Origin of the sequence: Burkholderia sp. M6-3, from assembly GCF_050858985.1 — a bacterium.
GTDB classification, from domain to species: domain Bacteria; phylum Pseudomonadota; class Gammaproteobacteria; order Burkholderiales; family Burkholderiaceae; genus Paraburkholderia; species Paraburkholderia caledonica.
In genome coordinates, this window is the sequence record NZ_CP110090.1 from 3,843,091 (window position 1) to 3,859,748 (window position 16,658).

13 protein-coding genes are annotated in these 16,658 nt (G+C 60.7%); 1 reads left to right on the forward strand and 12 read right to left on the reverse strand.

Translation table 11 applies throughout. The features are described 5' to 3' along the window. Positions 1–22: 22 nt before the first annotated feature. The 12 genes from OH764_RS16905 to OH764_RS16960 all read right to left on the reverse strand — a co-directional run bounded on the left by OH764_RS16905 (position 23) and on the right by OH764_RS16960 (position 15,563). Positions 23–775: an ABC transporter ATP-binding protein gene (locus OH764_RS16905; RefSeq protein ID WP_498848843.1), complete on the reverse strand. Its 753-nt coding sequence runs from the start codon at positions 773–775 to the stop codon at positions 23–25. A gap of 11 nt (positions 776–786) precedes the next feature. Then, complete coding sequence (locus tag OH764_RS16910) at positions 787–2,571, reverse strand: branched-chain amino acid ABC transporter ATP-binding protein/permease (RefSeq protein WP_087752414.1); 1,785 nt, start codon at positions 2,569–2,571, stop codon at positions 787–789. Between the two features lie 4 nt (positions 2,572–2,575). After that, on the reverse strand, positions 2,576–3,631 hold the full coding sequence (locus tag OH764_RS16915) for a branched-chain amino acid ABC transporter permease (protein ID WP_027776909.1): 1,056 nt from the start codon (positions 3,629–3,631) through the stop codon (positions 2,576–2,578). A gap of 200 nt (positions 3,632–3,831) precedes the next feature. Continuing rightward, a complete protein-coding gene (locus OH764_RS16920) occupies positions 3,832–4,992 on the reverse strand; it encodes an ABC transporter substrate-binding protein (RefSeq protein WP_027776908.1) in 1,161 nt (386 codons plus the stop codon). Between the two features lie 387 nt (positions 4,993–5,379). Next, positions 5,380–6,546 (reverse strand): ABC transporter substrate-binding protein, encoded by a 1,167-nt coding sequence (locus OH764_RS16925; RefSeq protein ID WP_498847533.1) that lies wholly within the window; start codon positions 6,544–6,546, stop codon positions 5,380–5,382. A 516-nt stretch (positions 6,547–7,062) separates the two neighbouring features. After that, on the reverse strand, positions 7,063–8,034 hold the full coding sequence (locus tag OH764_RS16930) for a branched-chain amino acid ABC transporter permease (protein WP_498848844.1): 972 nt from the start codon (positions 8,032–8,034) through the stop codon (positions 7,063–7,065). Next, positions 8,034–8,918, reverse strand: a complete 885-nt coding sequence (locus OH764_RS16935) for a branched-chain amino acid ABC transporter permease (RefSeq protein WP_020067410.1) — start codon at positions 8,916–8,918, stop codon at positions 8,034–8,036. The genes OH764_RS16930 and OH764_RS16935 overlap by 1 nt, the downstream gene beginning before the upstream one ends. Positions 8,919–9,084: 166 nt before the next feature. Beyond that, positions 9,085–10,299: an ABC transporter substrate-binding protein gene (locus OH764_RS16940; protein ID WP_214878014.1), complete on the reverse strand. Its 1,215-nt coding sequence runs from the start codon at positions 10,297–10,299 to the stop codon at positions 9,085–9,087. A gap of 55 nt (positions 10,300–10,354) precedes the next feature. Next, the gene (locus OH764_RS16945) at positions 10,355–11,113 is read right to left on the reverse strand and encodes an ABC transporter ATP-binding protein (RefSeq protein ID WP_087752410.1); all 759 of its coding nucleotides are present in this window, start codon (positions 11,111–11,113) and stop codon (positions 10,355–10,357) included. Then, positions 11,110–11,889, reverse strand: coding sequence for an ABC transporter ATP-binding protein (locus OH764_RS16950; RefSeq protein ID WP_020067407.1), 780 nt, complete (start codon positions 11,887–11,889; stop codon positions 11,110–11,112). The genes OH764_RS16945 and OH764_RS16950 overlap by 4 nt, the downstream gene beginning before the upstream one ends. A 321-nt stretch (positions 11,890–12,210) precedes the next feature. Further along, on the reverse strand, positions 12,211–13,923 hold the full coding sequence (locus OH764_RS16955) for a GMC family oxidoreductase (protein WP_498847534.1): 1,713 nt from the start codon (positions 13,921–13,923) through the stop codon (positions 12,211–12,213). A gap of 101 nt (positions 13,924–14,024) precedes the next feature. Continuing rightward, on the reverse strand, positions 14,025–15,563 hold the full coding sequence (locus tag OH764_RS16960; protein WP_498847535.1) for a CoA-acylating methylmalonate-semialdehyde dehydrogenase: 1,539 nt from the start codon (positions 15,561–15,563) through the stop codon (positions 14,025–14,027). Positions 15,564–15,717: 154 nt separating this feature from the next. Here OH764_RS16960 and OH764_RS16965 point away from each other — a divergent pair, with 154 nt between their 5' ends. Then, entirely contained in the window at positions 15,718–16,617 is a 900-nt protein-coding gene (locus OH764_RS16965) for a LysR family transcriptional regulator (RefSeq protein ID WP_498847536.1), read from the forward strand. Positions 16,618–16,658: the final 41 nt, after the last annotated feature.

A 16,658-nucleotide genomic window follows, 5' to 3' on the forward strand; every position in this document is an offset into this window, starting at 1 on the left:
TGAAAACTTTCGGTGAATTTGACTAGGCCGCCTTTTTGGCCAGCCCCAGATAGGTTTCGATAACTCGAGGATTCTGCGCCAAGTCCGACGCCGCGCCCTCCAGCGCTAACTCACCGGTCTCAAGAACGTAACCGTAGTCCGAAATTTGCAGAGCCGCACGAGCGTTTTGTTCGATCAAAAGCGTCGCCACGCCGGTCTGGCGCAGAGCGCTGATGATGTGAAAAATTTCTTTCACGATCAGAGGCGCCAGCCCCAAGCTAGGCTCGTCCAGCATGAGCAGATCCGGCTTGCCCATCAAAGCGCGCCCGACCGCGAGCATCTGCCGCTCGCCACCGGACAACGTTCCGGCTGCCTGCTTGCGGCGTTCCTTCAGACGCGGAAAGAGCTGGAACACCGGCTCCATCTGGTCAAGAAAGTTGCGCTCACCCGCCCGCTTGCGTCGATAGGCGCCGAGAACCAGGTTGTCCTCGACGCTCATCGACGCGAAAAGCTCGCGCTTCTCAGGCACCAGGCACATGCCGCGAGCCACGCGCTTCTCGACCGGCACAGCACTGACGTCCTCGCCCTGATACACGACCGCGCCCTTAGCATGACCAGTGGTCGGCAAGGCGCCCATGATGGCGTTCAGCAGCGTGGACTTGCCCGCACCGTTCGGACCGATTACCGACACAATTTGCCCGGCTCGTACCTTGATGGCAGCGCCGTGGAGCGCCTCGACCTTGCCGTATCGGACAGACAAGCCAGTCACGTCGAGAATGGGTGCAGCTGCATTCATGAGGTTTTCCATTACTCCACTCCGCCAAGGTACGCTTCGAGCACCGCCGGATCCTGCTGCACTTCCTGTGGCAAGCCTTCGGCGATACGCGTCCCGAATTCCATCACAACAAGTCGATCAGTCAGATTCATCACGAAATCCATATCGTGCTCGACGAGCAGCACGCTCATCCCTTCCGCCTTCAACCGACGAAGTAAATCGGCCAGTTGCAGCTTTTCCTGATAGCGCAGGCCGGCGGCCGGTTCGTCCAGCAGCAGCAAGGTCGGATCGCAGCACAGCGCCCGAGCGATTTCCAGAATCCGCTGCTGACCCAACGCCAGACTTCCGGCTTCGTCGTACATGTGCTGTTCAAGGCCGACGCGCCGAATCTGGCGGGCGGCTTCGGCCATCAAGCGCGCTTCTTCCACGCTGTTCAAACGCACGATGCTTCGCCAGACGCCCGCATGCCCGCGCAAGTGCGCGCCAATCGCGACGTTCTCCAGCACCGTCATGCCGGGCAGCAGCTTGACGTGCTGGAAGGTGCGGCCAATTCCTCGCTTGACGATTTCACGTGAGCTAAGCGCGTCGATACGCTCGCCGCGGAACGTGATCTCGCCGCTCGTCGCCTGAAGCACACCGGTCACGAGATTGAACGTGGTTGATTTGCCGGCGCCGTTTGGTCCGATCAGGCCAATGATCTGCCCTGCTTTGACTTCAAAGCTAACGTCGTTCACCGCGACCAGCCCGCCGAACTGCTTGCGAGCCTTGTTGACGGTCAGCAGGTTCTCGCCGCCCGTCGGCTTGCTGCGCTGCGGCAAAGCTTCCGCCTGATCCGGCAAATGCGCGCGCGGGCCGCGCGGGAAAAAGCGCGCGACGAACGGCCACACGCCCTGCCGCGCATATTGCAGCAACAGCACCATCAAAATGCCGAACACGATCACTTCGAAGTTGCCGTTTTCGCCCAACAGTTTCGGCAGCAGAGTTTGCAGATAGTCCTGCAGTACGGTGAGGATTGCCGCCCCGAGCACCGCGCCCCAGACGTGTGATACACCGCCCACCACGGCCATGAACAGGAATTCGATGCCGTGATTCAGTCCAAAAGGCGTCGGGTTCACCGCGCGCTGTAAATGCGCATACAGAAAGCCGGAGACCGACGCCAGCACTGCGGCGTAGACGAAAATGACCACGCGCATCCACGCCGTATTCACGCCCATTGCTTCAGCCATCATGCCGCCGCCGCGTAAAGCGCGAATCGCCCGCCCCGGCCGGCTATTCAACAGATTCTGGACCGACACGACCGCGCCGAGCACGACGAGCCAGATCAGGTAATAGATATGACGGCCGGACTCCAGATCGATGCCGAAAACATTCAGCACTGGAATTCCGTTGATGCCGTCGTACTTGCCCAGCATCTCCAGGTTACCGAACAGATAGAACAGCGACAGCCCCCAGGCGATCGTGCCAAGCGGCAAAAAGTGGCCGGAGAGGCGCATGGTCACGAGGCCGAGGATCAGGGCGATCAGCGCCGTCACCAGCACCCCGGCGATCAGCGCAAGCCAGGGCGACACACCGAAGCGTGTCGTCAGGTACGCAGTTGCATACGCGCCGATGCCGACAAATGCGGCTTGCCCGAAACTCGTCATCCCGCCGATGCCGGTGAGCAGCACCAGCCCGATTGCCACGATCGAATAGAGGCCGATGTAGTTCAGCAGCGTGACCCAGTACTCGGGCACGTGAATCGGCTGCGGCAACACCGGCAAGGCGAACAGAACGACGAGGAATAGCCAGAAGAACTTGTTTTTCATGATCCGTTTCATCGCTTCACTCCTCGTCCTCTTCAGCGTGCGGGCTGGCAAGACTGCGCCAGAGCAGCACCGGGATAATCAGCGTGAACACGATCACTTCCTTATAGGCACTCGCCCAGAACGACGAATACGACTCCAGCAGGCCGACCAGGATCGAGCCCGCCGCCGCCAGCGGATAGCTGACAAGGCCGCCGATAATCGCCCCCACGAAGCCCTTCAGACCGATCAGGAAGCCCGAGTCGTAGTAGATGGTAGTCAACGGGGCCACGAGGATTCCGCACAGCGCGCCGAGGCCCGCTGCGAGCGTAAACGCGAGGCGCCCTGCTTGCGTCGTGCCGATGCCGACCAGGCGCGCACCGAGCCGGTTCACCGAGGTCGCACGCAACGCCTTGCCTGAAATCGAGCGGTCGAAGTACAGGTACAGCGCGCCGATCAGTACAACCGCTGTCCCGACGACCCACAGGCTTTGCCCTGAAATCGACAGGCTGCCGACGTTGAACGTCGCGTCCGAAAACGCCGTGGTGCGCGAGCCTTCCGCGCCGAACATCACGAGGCCAAGGCCGACCATCGCAAAGTGCACCGCCACCGCAACGATCAGAAGCAACAACGTGGTCGCTTCGGCGATCGGCTCATACGCGAGCCGGTAAACGAACGGGCCCATCGGAATCACGATCAGGAGCGTCAACGCGATCTGCGCGATCATCGGCAGTGGATGCAGGAAGACGCCTTGGGTGAGCGCGTACACCGCAACCGGAAACAGCAGATACTTGCCGACCAGCAGAGCCAGCGTGCGAGCCGCATGCCGGCGCCGCTCGGCGTGCCGTACGAGCCCCGCCACTTCGACCACGAAGCACGCAGCCCCCATTGCCATCAGCAGCCAGCAGGTGGCCGGAAATTTCTGTGTTTGCAACGCGGCGAGCGTGAGCGCGCCATACGAAACAAACTCGCCCTGCGGGATAAAGATCACCCGCGTCACGGAGAACACCAGCACCAGCGCGAGCGCAAGCAACGCGTAGATAGCGCCAGTGGTGATGCCGTCCTGCGCGAGGATCGCCGCAATTGATAGATCCATACTTCCTCGTCCTGAAGCGTCGAAATCGAAACTGGAAACAGTCGTGGCGGCGAAACCCGCAGCCGTCCATCGAACCGCAATGCCTGAAAGACGACCGCCGCGCTGAAGCACGGCGCGGCGGTCGGTGCCATTGTCGTTGAACACAATGGCAATGCGGCGTCATATGCCGCACTTTGCGAGAGGCGCGTACCGCTTTTGTATTAGTCGTTCTGCAGCTTCCACTTGCCGTCGACGATCTGCACGATCACGCGTGCGCGCTTGTCGAGGCCGTTGTGGTCGGTTGTCGTCGTGTTCATGATGCCGTGCGAGACCGGCAGTTCCTTGATGCTTTCGAGCGCGCTGCGCAGTGCCACGCGAAATGCCTCGGTGCCCGGCTGTGCGGTCTTCAGCGCTTCGGGAATCGCACGCTGCAGCATCTGGCCGGCGTCCCATGCGTGACCGCCGAACGTCGCGACCGAACCCGCGCCATACGCTTTCTCGTACGCAGCCTTATAAGCCAGCGAGGACTTCTTCACCGGATTCGATTCGGGCAATTGATCAGCGACGAGGATCGGACCAGCCGGCAGAATCTCGCCTTCGCAGTCCTTGCCGCAAACGCGCAGGAAGTCATTGTTGGCGACGCCGTGCGTCTGATAAACCTTGCCCTTGTAGCCGCGCTCCTTGAGCGTCTTCGCCGGCAGCGCCGACGGTGTACCAGAGCCCGCGATCAACACTGCGTCGGGATTAGCGCCCATAGTCTTCAGCACCTGGCCGGTCACCGACGCGTCCGTGCGATTGAATCGCTCGTTGGAAACGATCTTCAGATTGTGTGCATTCGCCGCGGCGGTAAACACGTTGTTCCAGCTGTCGCCGTATGCATCCGCGAAGCCGATGAAGCCCACCGTCTTCACGCCGTGATGCTCCATGTAATCAGCAATCGCGTCGGCCATCAGACTGTCGTTCTGCGGCGGTTTGAAGGCCCACGCACGCTTCGCGTCCATTGGCGAAATGATCGCCGCAGACGCGGCGAGCGAGATCACCGGCGTCTTGCCCTCGGAAGCGGGATCGAGCATGGCGAGAGAATTCGGTGTGACGGTCGAGCCGATAATTGCGTCGACGTGGTCTTCGTCGATCAGCTTGCGCGTGTTCTGCACGGCCTTGCCGGTGTCCGATGCATCGTCGAGGATGATGTACTGCACCGTCTTGCCGCCGATCTCCTTCGGCAGCAACGCGATCGTATTCTTTTCAGGAATCCCGAGCGATGCAGCCGGTCCCGTGGTGGATAGCGTTACGCCGATCTTCACCTGAGCGATGGCGGCGCCCGCGCCGCACATCAACGCCATCGCGATGCCGGTGCGTACCCATTGTTTTGTCTTTGTCATTGCAAGTCTCCAAACGCTGCGAAGCGCGTATCTGTTATCCGGCACGTGGGCCGGGTGTCTGAATCTAGTTATCGGATCCGGGCGTGCCAAGCATGGTTTTCCCTGCTGAACACGCAAGCCTTCTCCGTCTTTTATGTCACTCCCTGCTGCCTGCCGTCACTGCCTGCTGCTGCGATTCCTGAGTGCCTCACCGAACCAGCGGGCACAAAACACTAACATGTTAGTAGTATTGCTTTGTGAATCGTTGACGGTCAATAGACTGCAACGCAAATGCGGGTTTGTCCTGAAGCCGCATAGCCGCATGTCTCGTGCGACGCGGGCAATAAAAAAGACGCGTCGGACTGCACGCGTCTTTTGTTATGAGGTCCCCTATCGCTTTGCCTTCGCTCAGTCGCCGGACAACTTCCACTTGCCGCCGACGATCTCCACCATGACGCGCGCCCGCTGATCGAGACCGGCATGGTCGTTCGCGCTCATGTTGAAGATACCGTGCGACGCCGGCAGCTCTTTGGTTCCTTCGAGCGCTGCGCGCAGCGCCTCGCGGAACGCCGGCGTGCCGGGCTGGCCTTTCTTCAGAGCGAGCGGAATAGCGCGCTGCAGCAGGAGGCCAGCGTCCCATGCGTGACCGCCGAAGGTGGACACTGAGCCGGCGCCATAAGCGGCTTCATACGCCCGCTTATAGGCGAGCGCGCTCTTTTTCACCGGATTCGAATCAGGCAGTTGCTCAGCGACGAGCAGCGGGCCGGCGGGCAGATAGGTGCCCTCACAATCCTTGCCGCACACGCGCAGGAAATCGTTATTCGCGACGCCGTGCGTCTGATAGTACTTGCCCTTGTAGCCGCGCTCGCGGAGCGTTTTCTGCGGCAACGCGGCAGGCGTACCGGCGCCTGCGATCAACACCGCGTCCGGGTTCTGCGACACGATCTTCAACACCTGACCGGTGACGGAAGCGTCATTACGCGCGAAGCGCTCGTTCGCGACAACCTTGATCTTTGCCAGATCGGCGGCCTTGCTGAATTCCTTGAACCAGCTCTCGCCATAGCCGTCGGAGAAGCCGATGAACGCCACCGTCTTCACGCCATGATTGGACATGTGCTGTGCGATGGCGGTAGCCATGAGAATGTCGTTTTGCGGCGTCTTGAACACCCACGCGCGCTTGGCATCCATCGGCTCGACAATGCTGGCCGCAGCCGCGAGCGAGATCACCGGCGTGTTGCTCTCAGCGGCGACGTCCATCATGGCGAGCGAATTCGGCACGACGGTCGACCCGATCAACGCGTCTACATGGTCTTCGCTCGTGAGCTTGCGGGCGTTCTTGACGGCCTGAGTCGAATCAGTCGCGTCGTCCAGCACGATGTATTCGATCTTTTGACCGGCCACTTCCTTTGGAAGCAGCGCGACGGTGTTCTTCTCCGGAATGCCTAGCGATGCGGCCGGGCCGGTTGCCGACACGGTGACGCCGATTTTCACATCTGCAAATGCATGGCTGCTCCATGCAGCCGAAATGCCCGTGGCGACCAATGCCGCACTGATCCAACGCAATGCCGACTTCATCCCGCTCCTCTATGCCCCGTTAAAACAATTCGGATTAAATTCGTGATTTAAATCCCGACCCAGCGGTCGGTGAATAAGGAGTGTAGCGGAGGCGAGCCGCGCGCGGCAAGCACTTTGCAAGGTGCCCGCGTGGGAAATTGAGCAATTATCGGAGACATAAAATGGTCACCGACTTAGCAAAGGAATTGAACGAGGTAATTCAAAAAACCAAAATAAAAAGCGCTGTTGGATATCAATCCAACAGCGCTTTCGTGTGGGCACTTAGTGCCTCATGTCTCCTCGTTCTCCACCTGCAAATTCGTGGTGCATCAGAACTGCATGAAGGTTAAACGAGCACCCTGCGTGCCACAACTAGCAATTACCCTAGTGGTGCACTGCGGCACTGAATTGGGGCAAGTTTAACCGGCGATGCGACGCAATACGTAAAAATAAGGGCTCAAGCGGTTTGCCGACGTCATACTGCACAGCAGCGAAATTAGATCGGATGTCGAATCAATTATTCGTGGGACCGCTGTCTCACGCGCGCAGCGGCCGCACGCGCGCGATGATCTCGCCGACAATCCCGCGCCGGAACGCGAGCACGCACGCAATAAAGATCACGCCCGTCACGATCGTCACTGACTCACCCAGCGAACGGAACCATTCGATGCCCGTTGTCGACGCGAGCGCGCCACCGATATCGCCGAGCCGATCCTCGAGTGCGACGATCAGTGCCGCGCCGAGCAGCGGCCCGAACAGCGTGCCCATGCCGCCGACAAGCGTCATCAGCACCACCAGGCCGGACATGGTCCAGTAAGCGTCGCTCAAAGTCTCGAAGCCCTGCACCACCACCTTTAGCGAGCCCGCGAGTCCCGCGAGTCCGGCGGACAGAATGAACGCTAGCAACTTGAAGCGATCTGTATCGTAGCCCAGCGATACCGCGCGCGGCTCGTTTTCCTTGATCGCGACCAGCACCTGACCGAACGGCGAATGCACGATCCGCACGATCAGCAGGAAGGCGAGCACCATCACCGCCAGCACAACAAAGTACAACGCCACGTCCGACGAAAGATCCAGCACGCCGAAGAGCTTGCCGCGCGGCACGCCTTGCAGGCCGTCTTCGCCATGCGTGAACGGCGCTTGCAGGAACACGAAGTAGACCATCTGCGCGAGTGCGAGCGTCACCATCGCGAAGTAGATGCCTTGACGCCGGATCGCGAAAATGCCGACGATGAAGCCGAGCAGCGTCGCCGACGCCGTGCCGGCAAGCACACCGAGCTCAGGCGACAAGCCGAGCGTCTGCATCGCATAGCCGGTGATGTAGCCGGCCGAGGCTAGGAACATGGCGTGCCCGAACGAGAGCAAGCCGGTGTAGCCAATCAACAGATTGAACGCGGCCGCAAAAAGCGCAAAGCACATCACCTTCATTATGAAGAGCGGATAGATGCCGAGCACGGGCACCGCGAGCAGCACCACCAGCAGCAAACCGTAGAGTACTTTTCTCTGCATCATTTTTCCTTGCCGAAGAGACCCGCCGGACGCACGAGCAACACGAGCGCCATAATGACGAACACGACGGTCGCCGACGCTTCCGGATAGAACACGCGAGTCAGTCCTTCGATTACGCCGAGCATCAGTCCGGTGAGAATGGAACCCATGATCGAACCCATTCCGCCGATCACGACTACCGCGAACACGGTAATGATCATCGGTTGGCCCATCAGCGGCGAAACCTGGATAACCGGCGCGGCCAGTACGCCCGCGAACGCGGCGAGCGCCACGCCGAAGCCGTAAGTGAGCGTGATCATCAGCGGGACGTTGATGCCGAACGCCTCGACGAGCTTGGGGTTCTCAGTCCCGGCGCGCAGATAGGCGCCCAGCCGGGTCTTCTCGATCACGAACCACGTCGCGAAGCAAACGATCAGCGACGCTACCACCACCCACGCGCGATAGTTCGGCAGGAACATGAAGCCGAGGTTGGTCGCGCCCGACAGCGCGGACGGCACGTCGTACGGCTGGCCCGACGAACCATAGATAGAACGGAACACGCCCTCGACGACGAGCGTGAGCCCGAACGTCAGCAACAGTCCATACAGATGGTCGAGCTTGTAAAGCCAACGCAGCATCGAACGTTCGATCGCCACGCCGAACAGGCCGACGATCAGCGGTGCGAGCACGAGCATCGCCCAATACGGCACGCCGAAGTATGAGAAGCCCATCCACGCGAGCATCGCGCCGAGCATGAACAACGCGCCGTGCGCGAAGTTGATCACGTTCAGCAAGCCGAAGATCACCGCAAGACCAAGACTCAGAATTGCGTAGAACGAGCCGTTCACGAGCCCGAGCAGCAACTGGCTCAACATCGCGGGAAGCGGAATGCCAAAGATGTCCATTGAAGCCTTAACCCATCGTCAGGGTGAGATCGGTTGTGCACGATCCGGCCGGCGCGCGACAAGCGCTCGTGACGCCGGCCGCGCACGGCATATGAAAAGAACCGAAACGGACGGCTGCCCGCCCGCGCGCGGACAGCCAGCCGTCAGTCAGCTCTTCAGACCGCGTTTATTTCCACAGCGCGCAGCGGGTTTCCGACTTCGTCGTGAACGCCTGCTCGCCGGGAATCGTCGCGGTGATCTTGTAGTAGTCCCACGGCTCTTTCGACTCTGCCGGCGTCTTGACCTGCATCAGGTACATGTCGTGGATCATGCTGCCGTCCTGACGGATGTAGCCCTTCGCGTAGAAGTCGTCGATCTTGGTCTTTTTCAATTGCGCCATGACCTTGTCGGCGTCCGTCGAACCGACTGCCTGCACGGCCTTCAGATAATTCATCGTCGCCGAGTAGTCAGCGGCTTGCAGACTGGACGGCATCTTGCGCATTTTGTCGAAGTAACGCTGTGCCCACTTGCGCGTGTTCGCGTCCTTGTTCCAGTACCAGCTGTCCGTCAGCACGAGGCCTTGCGTGGTTTCGAGACCGAGGCTATGCACGTCGTTGATGAACATCAGCAACGCAGCGAGCTTCATGCTCTTCGTAATGCCGAATTCTTTCGCGGCCTTGATCGAGTTGATCGTGTCGCCGCCCGCATTGGCGAGGCCGAGAACCTGCGCCTTCGACGACTGTGCCTGCAGCAGGAACGACGAAAAGTCCGACGCCGACAGCGGGTGGCGCACCGTGCCCAGCACCTGGCCGCCGCTCGCTTTCACGACGTCCGACGTGTTCTTTTCGAGCGCCTTGCCGAATGCGTAGTCGGCGGTCAGGAAGTACCACGTCTTGCCGCCCTGCTTCACTACCGCGGAGCCCGTGCCCTTCGCGAGCGCCGTGGTGTCGTACGCATAGTGAATCGTGTACGGCGTGCATTGCTCGTTGGTCAACGTGTCGGCGCCCGCCCCGATGCTGATGTACACCTTGTGCTTCTCGCCGGCGACGGTGTTCATCGAAAGACCCGTTGCCGAGTTCGTGCCGCCGACCAGCAGATCGAGACCTTCACGATCGAACCATTCGCGCGCACGCGAAGCGGCGATATCCGCCTTGTTCTGGTGATCGGCATACAGCACCGTGATCGGCTTGCCGTTCACCTTGCCGCCGAAATCCGCAACGGCCATGCGAATGGCTTCAAGGCCCCCCTGACCGTCGATATCCGCATACAACCCCGACATATCCGTGATGAAGCCGATCTTTACCGCATCGTCAGCCGCTTGCGCGCTGCTCATCGTGATGGCGGCGCCGGCGGCGACCGCAAAACAAACTGAAGCAAGCCGCGCGAGTGGGTTCTTTTTCATTCCTGTCTCCTGGTTCATCGCTTGTGGTTATCAGAGGCAATCGGGCGCGCGCTGTCTATACGCCCAGTAGATCGTGCAGTGTCGGCATCTTGCTTTCGAGTTCACTTGCCCCGAAGTGCTCGACGATCGCACCGTGCTCCATCACATAGAAGCGGTCGGCAAGCGGCGCGGCAAAGCGGAAATTCTGTTCGACCATAACGATCGTGTAGCCGCGCGCCTTGAGCGTCACGATCATGCGCGCAAGCGCCTGCACGATGACAGGCGCCAGTCCTTCCGAGATTTCGTCGAGCAGAAGCAGGCTCGCGCCGGTCCGCAAGATACGCGCTACCGCGAGCATCTGCTGTTCTCCGCCGGAGAGCCGCGTGCCCTGGCTCATGCGACGCTCCTGCAAGTTCGGGAACATCGAATAGATTTCTTCGAGCGACATCATGTGCGCCTTGTCGCCAACGGGCGGCGGCAGCAGCAGATTTTCTTCGCACGAGAGGCTCGAAAAAATCCCGCGCTCTTCAGGGCAATAGCCGATGCCGCAATGCGCGATGCGATGCGTGGGCAGGTTGATCGTTTCACGTCCGCCGATGCGGATCGAACCCGTGCGCCGTCCGGTGAGACCCATGATCGCGCGCAATGTCGTGGTGCGGCCCGCGCCATTGCGGCCAAGCAGCGTGACCACCTCGCCGCGGTCCACTGTCAGATCGACGCCGTGGAGAATATGGGACTCCCCGTACCACGCCTGCAGACCCGCGATCTCCAGCGCGGGCGCACCCGCCGCGGTGCCGCTCACTTCGAGGCTTTCGCGCTCGGCAATTGTATTCATGCGTGGGCTCCGGCGAGCGCCGCGTCAGCACTGCCCATATAGGCTTGCATCACGAGCGGATTCTTCGACACTTCTGCATAGCTGCCTTCTGCGAGCACCTCGCCGCGTTGCAGAACAGTGATGGTGTCGGAGATGCCTGCGATCACATTCATGTTGTGTTCGACCATCAAAATGGTGCGACCGCTCGACACTTTTTTGATCAACGCAGTGACACGGTCGACGTCTTCGTGACCCATGCCTTGCGTCGGTTCGTCGAGCAGCATCAGCTCGGGCTCCATCGCGAGCGTCGTGGCAATTTCCAGCGCGCGCTTGCGACCGTACGAGAGCTCGACGGTCAACACATCGGCGAAATCGGTCAGGCCGACCTGCGTAAGCAGGTCCATTGCGCGGTCGTCGAGCTGGCGCAGCGTGCGCTCGCTCTTCCAGAAATGGAACGCGGTGCCGAGCGAACGCTGCAAACCGATGCGCACATTCTGCAATGCCGTCAGATGCGGAAACACAGCGGAAATCTGAAAGGAGCGGATGATGCCGCGCCGCGCGATCTGCGCCGGCCGCTCATTCGTGATGTCCTCGCCGTTGAAGACAATCTGGCCCGCTGTCGGCTCGAGGAACTTGGTGAGCAGATTGAAGCAGGTGGTCTTGCCCGCTCCGTTTGGACCAATCAGCGCATGGATCGAGCCACGGCGCACGCGCAGGTTCACGCCGTTCACGGCAATGAAGCCCTTGAACTCACGAGTGAGGCCGCGCGTTTCGAGAATCGTATCGCCGAGAATCATGTTCCCTTCCATACGGAGTAAGGCGAAGCACTACGATCTTACGCGCGAAACTCTGCGCGACTTTTTTGGACGGCGGCACCCCGTGCTCGCTCGTTGGCGTGGTGCACCAATCCGGACGGTAATCCATGGGGCAACACGCAGCATGGCTGCCATTGTCGCGCCAATGATGCAGCGCATTCATTGGGATTTGCACTTAGTGGATGACGCGTGTGAGCGATTGCGCACCGTAGTCTCCAACTGGAGACAGGCGCGCGCAGACAAACCTGCGATGCAAGCACGGAACGAGACACGCAAAGCGTGCCGCGCTCGTCACCACGCGTGTCACACAGCCGACATCGACACGGCCTGACCCGCATGCGCAGCAAGGCTGCCCGCCACCCGCGCACGCCGATCCTCGCGGATCATGTCGCTCGCGCGCTCGGCGATCATCAAGGTGGGCGAGTTTGTGTTGCCCGATGTGATGGTAGGCATGACCGATGCGTCGACCACGCGCAATCCGTCGACACCGATAACTCGTAGCCTGTTGTCCACGACCGCGCCTGGGTCGTCGGTCGTGCCCATCCTGCATGTGCCGACCGGATGGAAGATCGTCGTGCCGACCAGTCCTGCTGCGCGCTGCAGTTCTTCCTCGGTTTGATATTCGATACCCGGCAATATTTCCCGCGGCTGATAACGGGCCAATGCCGGTGCCGCAGCAATGCGACGCGTGAGGCGCAACGCGTTTGAGGCGACATGGCGGTCGTAGTCGGTGGATAGATAATTCGGCGCGATCAGCGGCGGCGCAGCAGCGTCTGTTGATTCAATATGAATGCTCCCGCGCGAAGTGGGCCGCAACTGGCACACCGACGCCGTAAATGCATTGAACCGATGCAGCGGTTCGCCAAAGCGATCCAGCGAAAGAGGCTGTACGTGATATTCGAGGTCCGGGCGCGTCAGCGAGCGATCGTCGGGGTCCGACTTCGCGAATGCACCGAGTTGCGACGGCGACATCGACATCGGGCCGCTTTGAAAAAGCGCGTACTGCACGCCGATCATCAGCTTGCCCCACCAATGCGCGGATGCGGTATTGAGTGTGCGGACACCGTCGACCTGATAAGCCATGCGCAATTGCAAATGATCCTGAAGATTTTCGCCGACGCCGCGCAGGTCGTTGACTACGTCGATACCAAGGTTCTGCAAACGCGCACCGTTACCAATGCCGGAGAGCTCCAGCAACTGTGGCGAGTTAACTGCGCCTGAGCTCAGGATCACTTCGCAACGGGCTTTGGCAACGTACTCCGTTTCGTTACCACGGTATTCCACGCCCATGCAGCGGCGTCCGTCGAATACCACGCGCTGGGTTTGCGCGCCGGTGATGATGGTGAGGTTCTGGCGCTTCATCGCGGGGCGCAAAAACGCTTTAGAAGCATTCCAGCGAATACCTCGCTTCTGATTGACGTCGAAGTAGCCAACGCCCGTGTTGTCGCCGCGGTTAAAGTCGTCGGTGGCAGGAATGCCGGTCTCTTGCGCGGCCTTCGAAAACTCTTCGAGAATCTTCCATTTGAGGCGTTGCTTCTCAACGCGCCACGGTCCCCCGGCGCCGTGTGATTCGCTCTCGCCCGAGTAGTGATCTTCGCTGCGTTTGAAAACCGGCAGCACGGAGTTCCATGACCATGACGCGTCGTTCGTGACGCGCGCCCACTCGTCATAATCTTCGCGCTGACCGCGCATGTAGATCATGCCGTTGATCGACGAACAGCCGCCCAGGACGCGGCCGCGCGGATACGAAAGCGCGCGACCGTTCAGGCCCGGTTCCGCCTGAGTTTTATAAAGCCAGTCAGTACGCGGATTGCCGATGCAGTACAGATAGCCGACCGGCACGTGAATCCAGTGATAGTCGTCTTTGCCGCCCGCTTCGAGCAACAACACCTGCACATCCGGATCTTCGGTCAGGCGATTGGCGAGCACACAGCCCGCTGTCCCAGCGCCGACGATGATGTAGTCGAATTCGCCTTCGAGACGCCGCCCGGAAGACGCGGCTTGCGCGTTGCTCATTGTTCCGTCTCCTAATCATTTTTCCTGGCCTATGTAGGTCCGGTTTTTATCGATGCCTTCGGCGTGACAGGATCGTCGCCGCCGAAGGCGAACATCTTTAATTATTTTGCAACCGGCATGGTGAACTCAGCACCCTTCGCGATACTGTCAGGCCAGCGCTGCATGATGCTCTTGTAGCGTGTGTAGAACCGCACGCCTTCCTCGCCGTATGCGTGGTGATCGCCGAATAGCGACTTCTTCCATCCGCCGAACGAATGCCACGCCATCGGCACGGGAATCGGCACATTGATGCCGACCATGCCGATCTGAATCTGCCGTGAGAAGGCGCGCGCAATGCCACCATCCGACGTAAAGAGCGACACGCCGTTGGCAAACTCATTGGCGTTGATCAATTCCACCGCGGACGCAAAGTCCGGCACGCGTACCACGCATAACACTGGTCCGAAGATCTCCTCGCGATAGATCTTCATATCAGTCGATACATCGTCGAACAGCGTACCGCCAAGAAAGAAGCCTTTCTCATGACCGTCCACTCGATGACCGCGGCCATCGACCACCAACTTCGCGCCAGCTGCGACGCCGGCTTCGATATAGCCGACCACTTTCTCACGATGCACGGCGGTCACCAGCGGTCCCATTTCGGCAGCCGATTCCATGCCGTTCATAATCTTCAGGCTCTTTACGCGAGGCGTAAGCCGCTCGATCAGTTCGTCGGCGATATGACCCACCGCAACGGCGACGGAGATCGCCATGCAGCGCTCGCCCGCCGATCCATATGCGGCACCGATCAAAGCGTCGACGGCCTGATCGAGATCGGCATCCGGCATGACGACGAGGTGATTCTTGGCGCCGCCCAATGCCTGCACGCGCTTGCCGTGCTTCGTGCCTTCGGTGTGAATGTACTCGGCGATCGGCGTGGAGCCGACAAACGAAACAGCACTTACGTCGGGATGCACGAGCAGCGCATCGACCGCGACCTTATCGCCGTGCACGACGTTGAACACGCCGTCCGGCAAGCCGGCTTCCTTCAGTAATTCCGCGAGACGGTTCGACGCCGACGGATCGCGCTCCGAAGGCTTCAGCACGAACGTGTTGCCGCAAGCTATCGCGACCGGGAACATCCAGCACGGCACCATCATCGGAAAATTGAATGGCGTAATGCCGGCGACCACACCGAGCGGTTGACGCAGGTTCCAGTTGTCGATGCCACCGCCGATCTGGTCCGTAAAGTCCGTCTTCAACAGATTCGGAATGCCGCATGCGAACTCGACCACTTCAATGCCGCGCATCACCTCGCCCTTTGCGTCGGAGAACACCTTGCCGTGTTCGCGCGTGATCAGTTCCGCGAGTTCGTCGTGATGGCGGTCCAGCAATTCCTTGAACTTGAACAGCACCCGCGCCCGCTTGATCGGAGCGGTCTCGCTCCAGGCGGGAAACGCGGCGTAAGCGGCGGCCACCGCGGCATCCACTTCGGCGACGCTTGCCAGCGGCACACGCGCGGCGACGTCGCCCAGTGCGGGATTGAAGACGTCGCCGAAACGGCCGCTCGTTCCGTCAATAGCCTTGCCGTTGATGAAATGGGTTAGCGCGCGTGTGCCGGCGTGCGCGCGCACGCCTTCTTCCTGATATGTCTCGCTCATGTTCTGTCCTCTCGGTGGTAGGCCATTCAGAGATGGCTGCTGAGACTCTTCCGCCAAGATGCTGGCGTGCTCAAACGCCAGCGTAAGGCGCTTCGCCTCGCGAAATCCAATGAGTAATGCTCAACTGGACCATAAGCGGCGTTAATATCAGTGGATGGATCTCACTCTGTTACGCGCGTTCGTCACCGTTGCACGCGAGGGCAACCTCACGCGTGCTGCGGTGCAACTGCATTTGACCCAGCCGGCCGTTAGTCTGCAAATCAAGCATTTGCAGGAGACGCTGGGCGTGACGCTGTTCACGCGGACCTCGCATGGACTCTCGCTGACCCGCGACGGCCAGGCGCTTCTGCCGCACGCCGAACGTGCGCTGGCCGCGGCGGGCGACGTGCGACGAGCGGCGCAATCGCTGCGCCAGGAAGTGCGCGGACGCCTGCGCATCGGCACGATTCTCGACCCCGAGTTTCTCCGGCTCGGGGGATTCCTCAAGCAACTGGTGGAGACGTGGCCGCACATCGAAACTGCTTTGCGGCACGGCATGTCGGGCTGGGTGCTCGATCAGGTCCGCGCAGGCGAACTGGATGTCGGCTACTACATTGGCGTGCCCTCCGAAGACGACGCGCGCGATGGGCCCGCCTTCCACACACTGACGCTCACGCAGTTCCAGTATCGCGTGCTCGCGCCCGCCGGCTGGAAAGACCGCGTGAAAGGCGCGCGCGACTGGCGCTCGCTCGCCGCCTTTCCCTGGATCTGGACGCCGCCCGCTTCCGCGCACAACCGCTTGCTGTCCCGCGCTTTTGGGGAGGCCGGCGTGAAACCGGTGAAGGTCGCGGAAGTGGATCAGGAGCCGTCGATGCTGGATCTCGTCAAATCCGGCGTGGGCCTGACGCTCGCGCGCGATGCGATTGCGATCGCCGAGGCTCACGCGCACGCGTTGACCATCGTCGAAGGCATTACCGTGCCGACGCAACTGAGCTTCATCACGCTCGACGAACGCAAGGACGAGCCGGCGATAGCCGCCGCGCTCAAGCTCATCGAACAGCAATGGACCGGCTGAACGCTTTGCGGCTGCGATATGAGCGGTCCTCATGACAGCGT

Excerpts from the sequence above, each read along its gene's own strand:
- OH764_RS16955 (WP_498847534.1), bottom strand. The coding sequence starts at position 13,923 with ATGAGCAACGCGCAAGCCGCGTCTTCCGGGCGGCGTCTCGAAGGCGAA.
- OH764_RS16960 (WP_498847535.1), bottom strand. The coding sequence starts at position 15,563 with ATGAGCGAGACATATCAGGAAGAAGGCGTGCGCGCGCACGCCGGCACA.
- OH764_RS16965 (WP_498847536.1), top strand. The coding sequence starts at position 15,718 with ATGGATCTCACTCTGTTACGCGCGTTCGTCACCGTTGCACGCGAGGGC.
- OH764_RS16910 (WP_087752414.1), bottom strand. The coding sequence starts at position 2,571 with ATGAAACGGATCATGAAAAACAAGTTCTTCTGGCTATTCCTCGTCGTT.
- OH764_RS16940 (WP_214878014.1), bottom strand. The coding sequence starts at position 10,299 with ATGAAAAAGAACCCACTCGCGCGGCTTGCTTCAGTTTGTTTTGCGGTC.
- OH764_RS16945 (WP_087752410.1), bottom strand. The coding sequence starts at position 11,113 with ATGAATACAATTGCCGAGCGCGAAAGCCTCGAAGTGAGCGGCACCGCG.
- OH764_RS16905 (WP_498848843.1), bottom strand. The coding sequence starts at position 775 with ATGAATGCAGCTGCACCCATTCTCGACGTGACTGGCTTGTCTGTCCGA.
- OH764_RS16935 (WP_020067410.1), bottom strand. The coding sequence starts at position 8,918 with ATGGACATCTTTGGCATTCCGCTTCCCGCGATGTTGAGCCAGTTGCTG.
- OH764_RS16950 (WP_020067407.1), bottom strand. The coding sequence starts at position 11,889 with ATGATTCTCGGCGATACGATTCTCGAAACGCGCGGCCTCACTCGTGAG.
- OH764_RS16925 (WP_498847533.1), bottom strand. The coding sequence starts at position 6,546 with ATGAAGTCGGCATTGCGTTGGATCAGTGCGGCATTGGTCGCCACGGGC.
- OH764_RS16920 (WP_027776908.1), bottom strand. The coding sequence starts at position 4,992 with ATGACAAAGACAAAACAATGGGTACGCACCGGCATCGCGATGGCGTTG.
- OH764_RS16915 (WP_027776909.1), bottom strand. The coding sequence starts at position 3,631 with ATGGATCTATCAATTGCGGCGATCCTCGCGCAGGACGGCATCACCACT.
- OH764_RS16930 (WP_498848844.1), bottom strand. The coding sequence starts at position 8,034 with ATGCAGAGAAAAGTACTCTACGGTTTGCTGCTGGTGGTGCTGCTCGCG.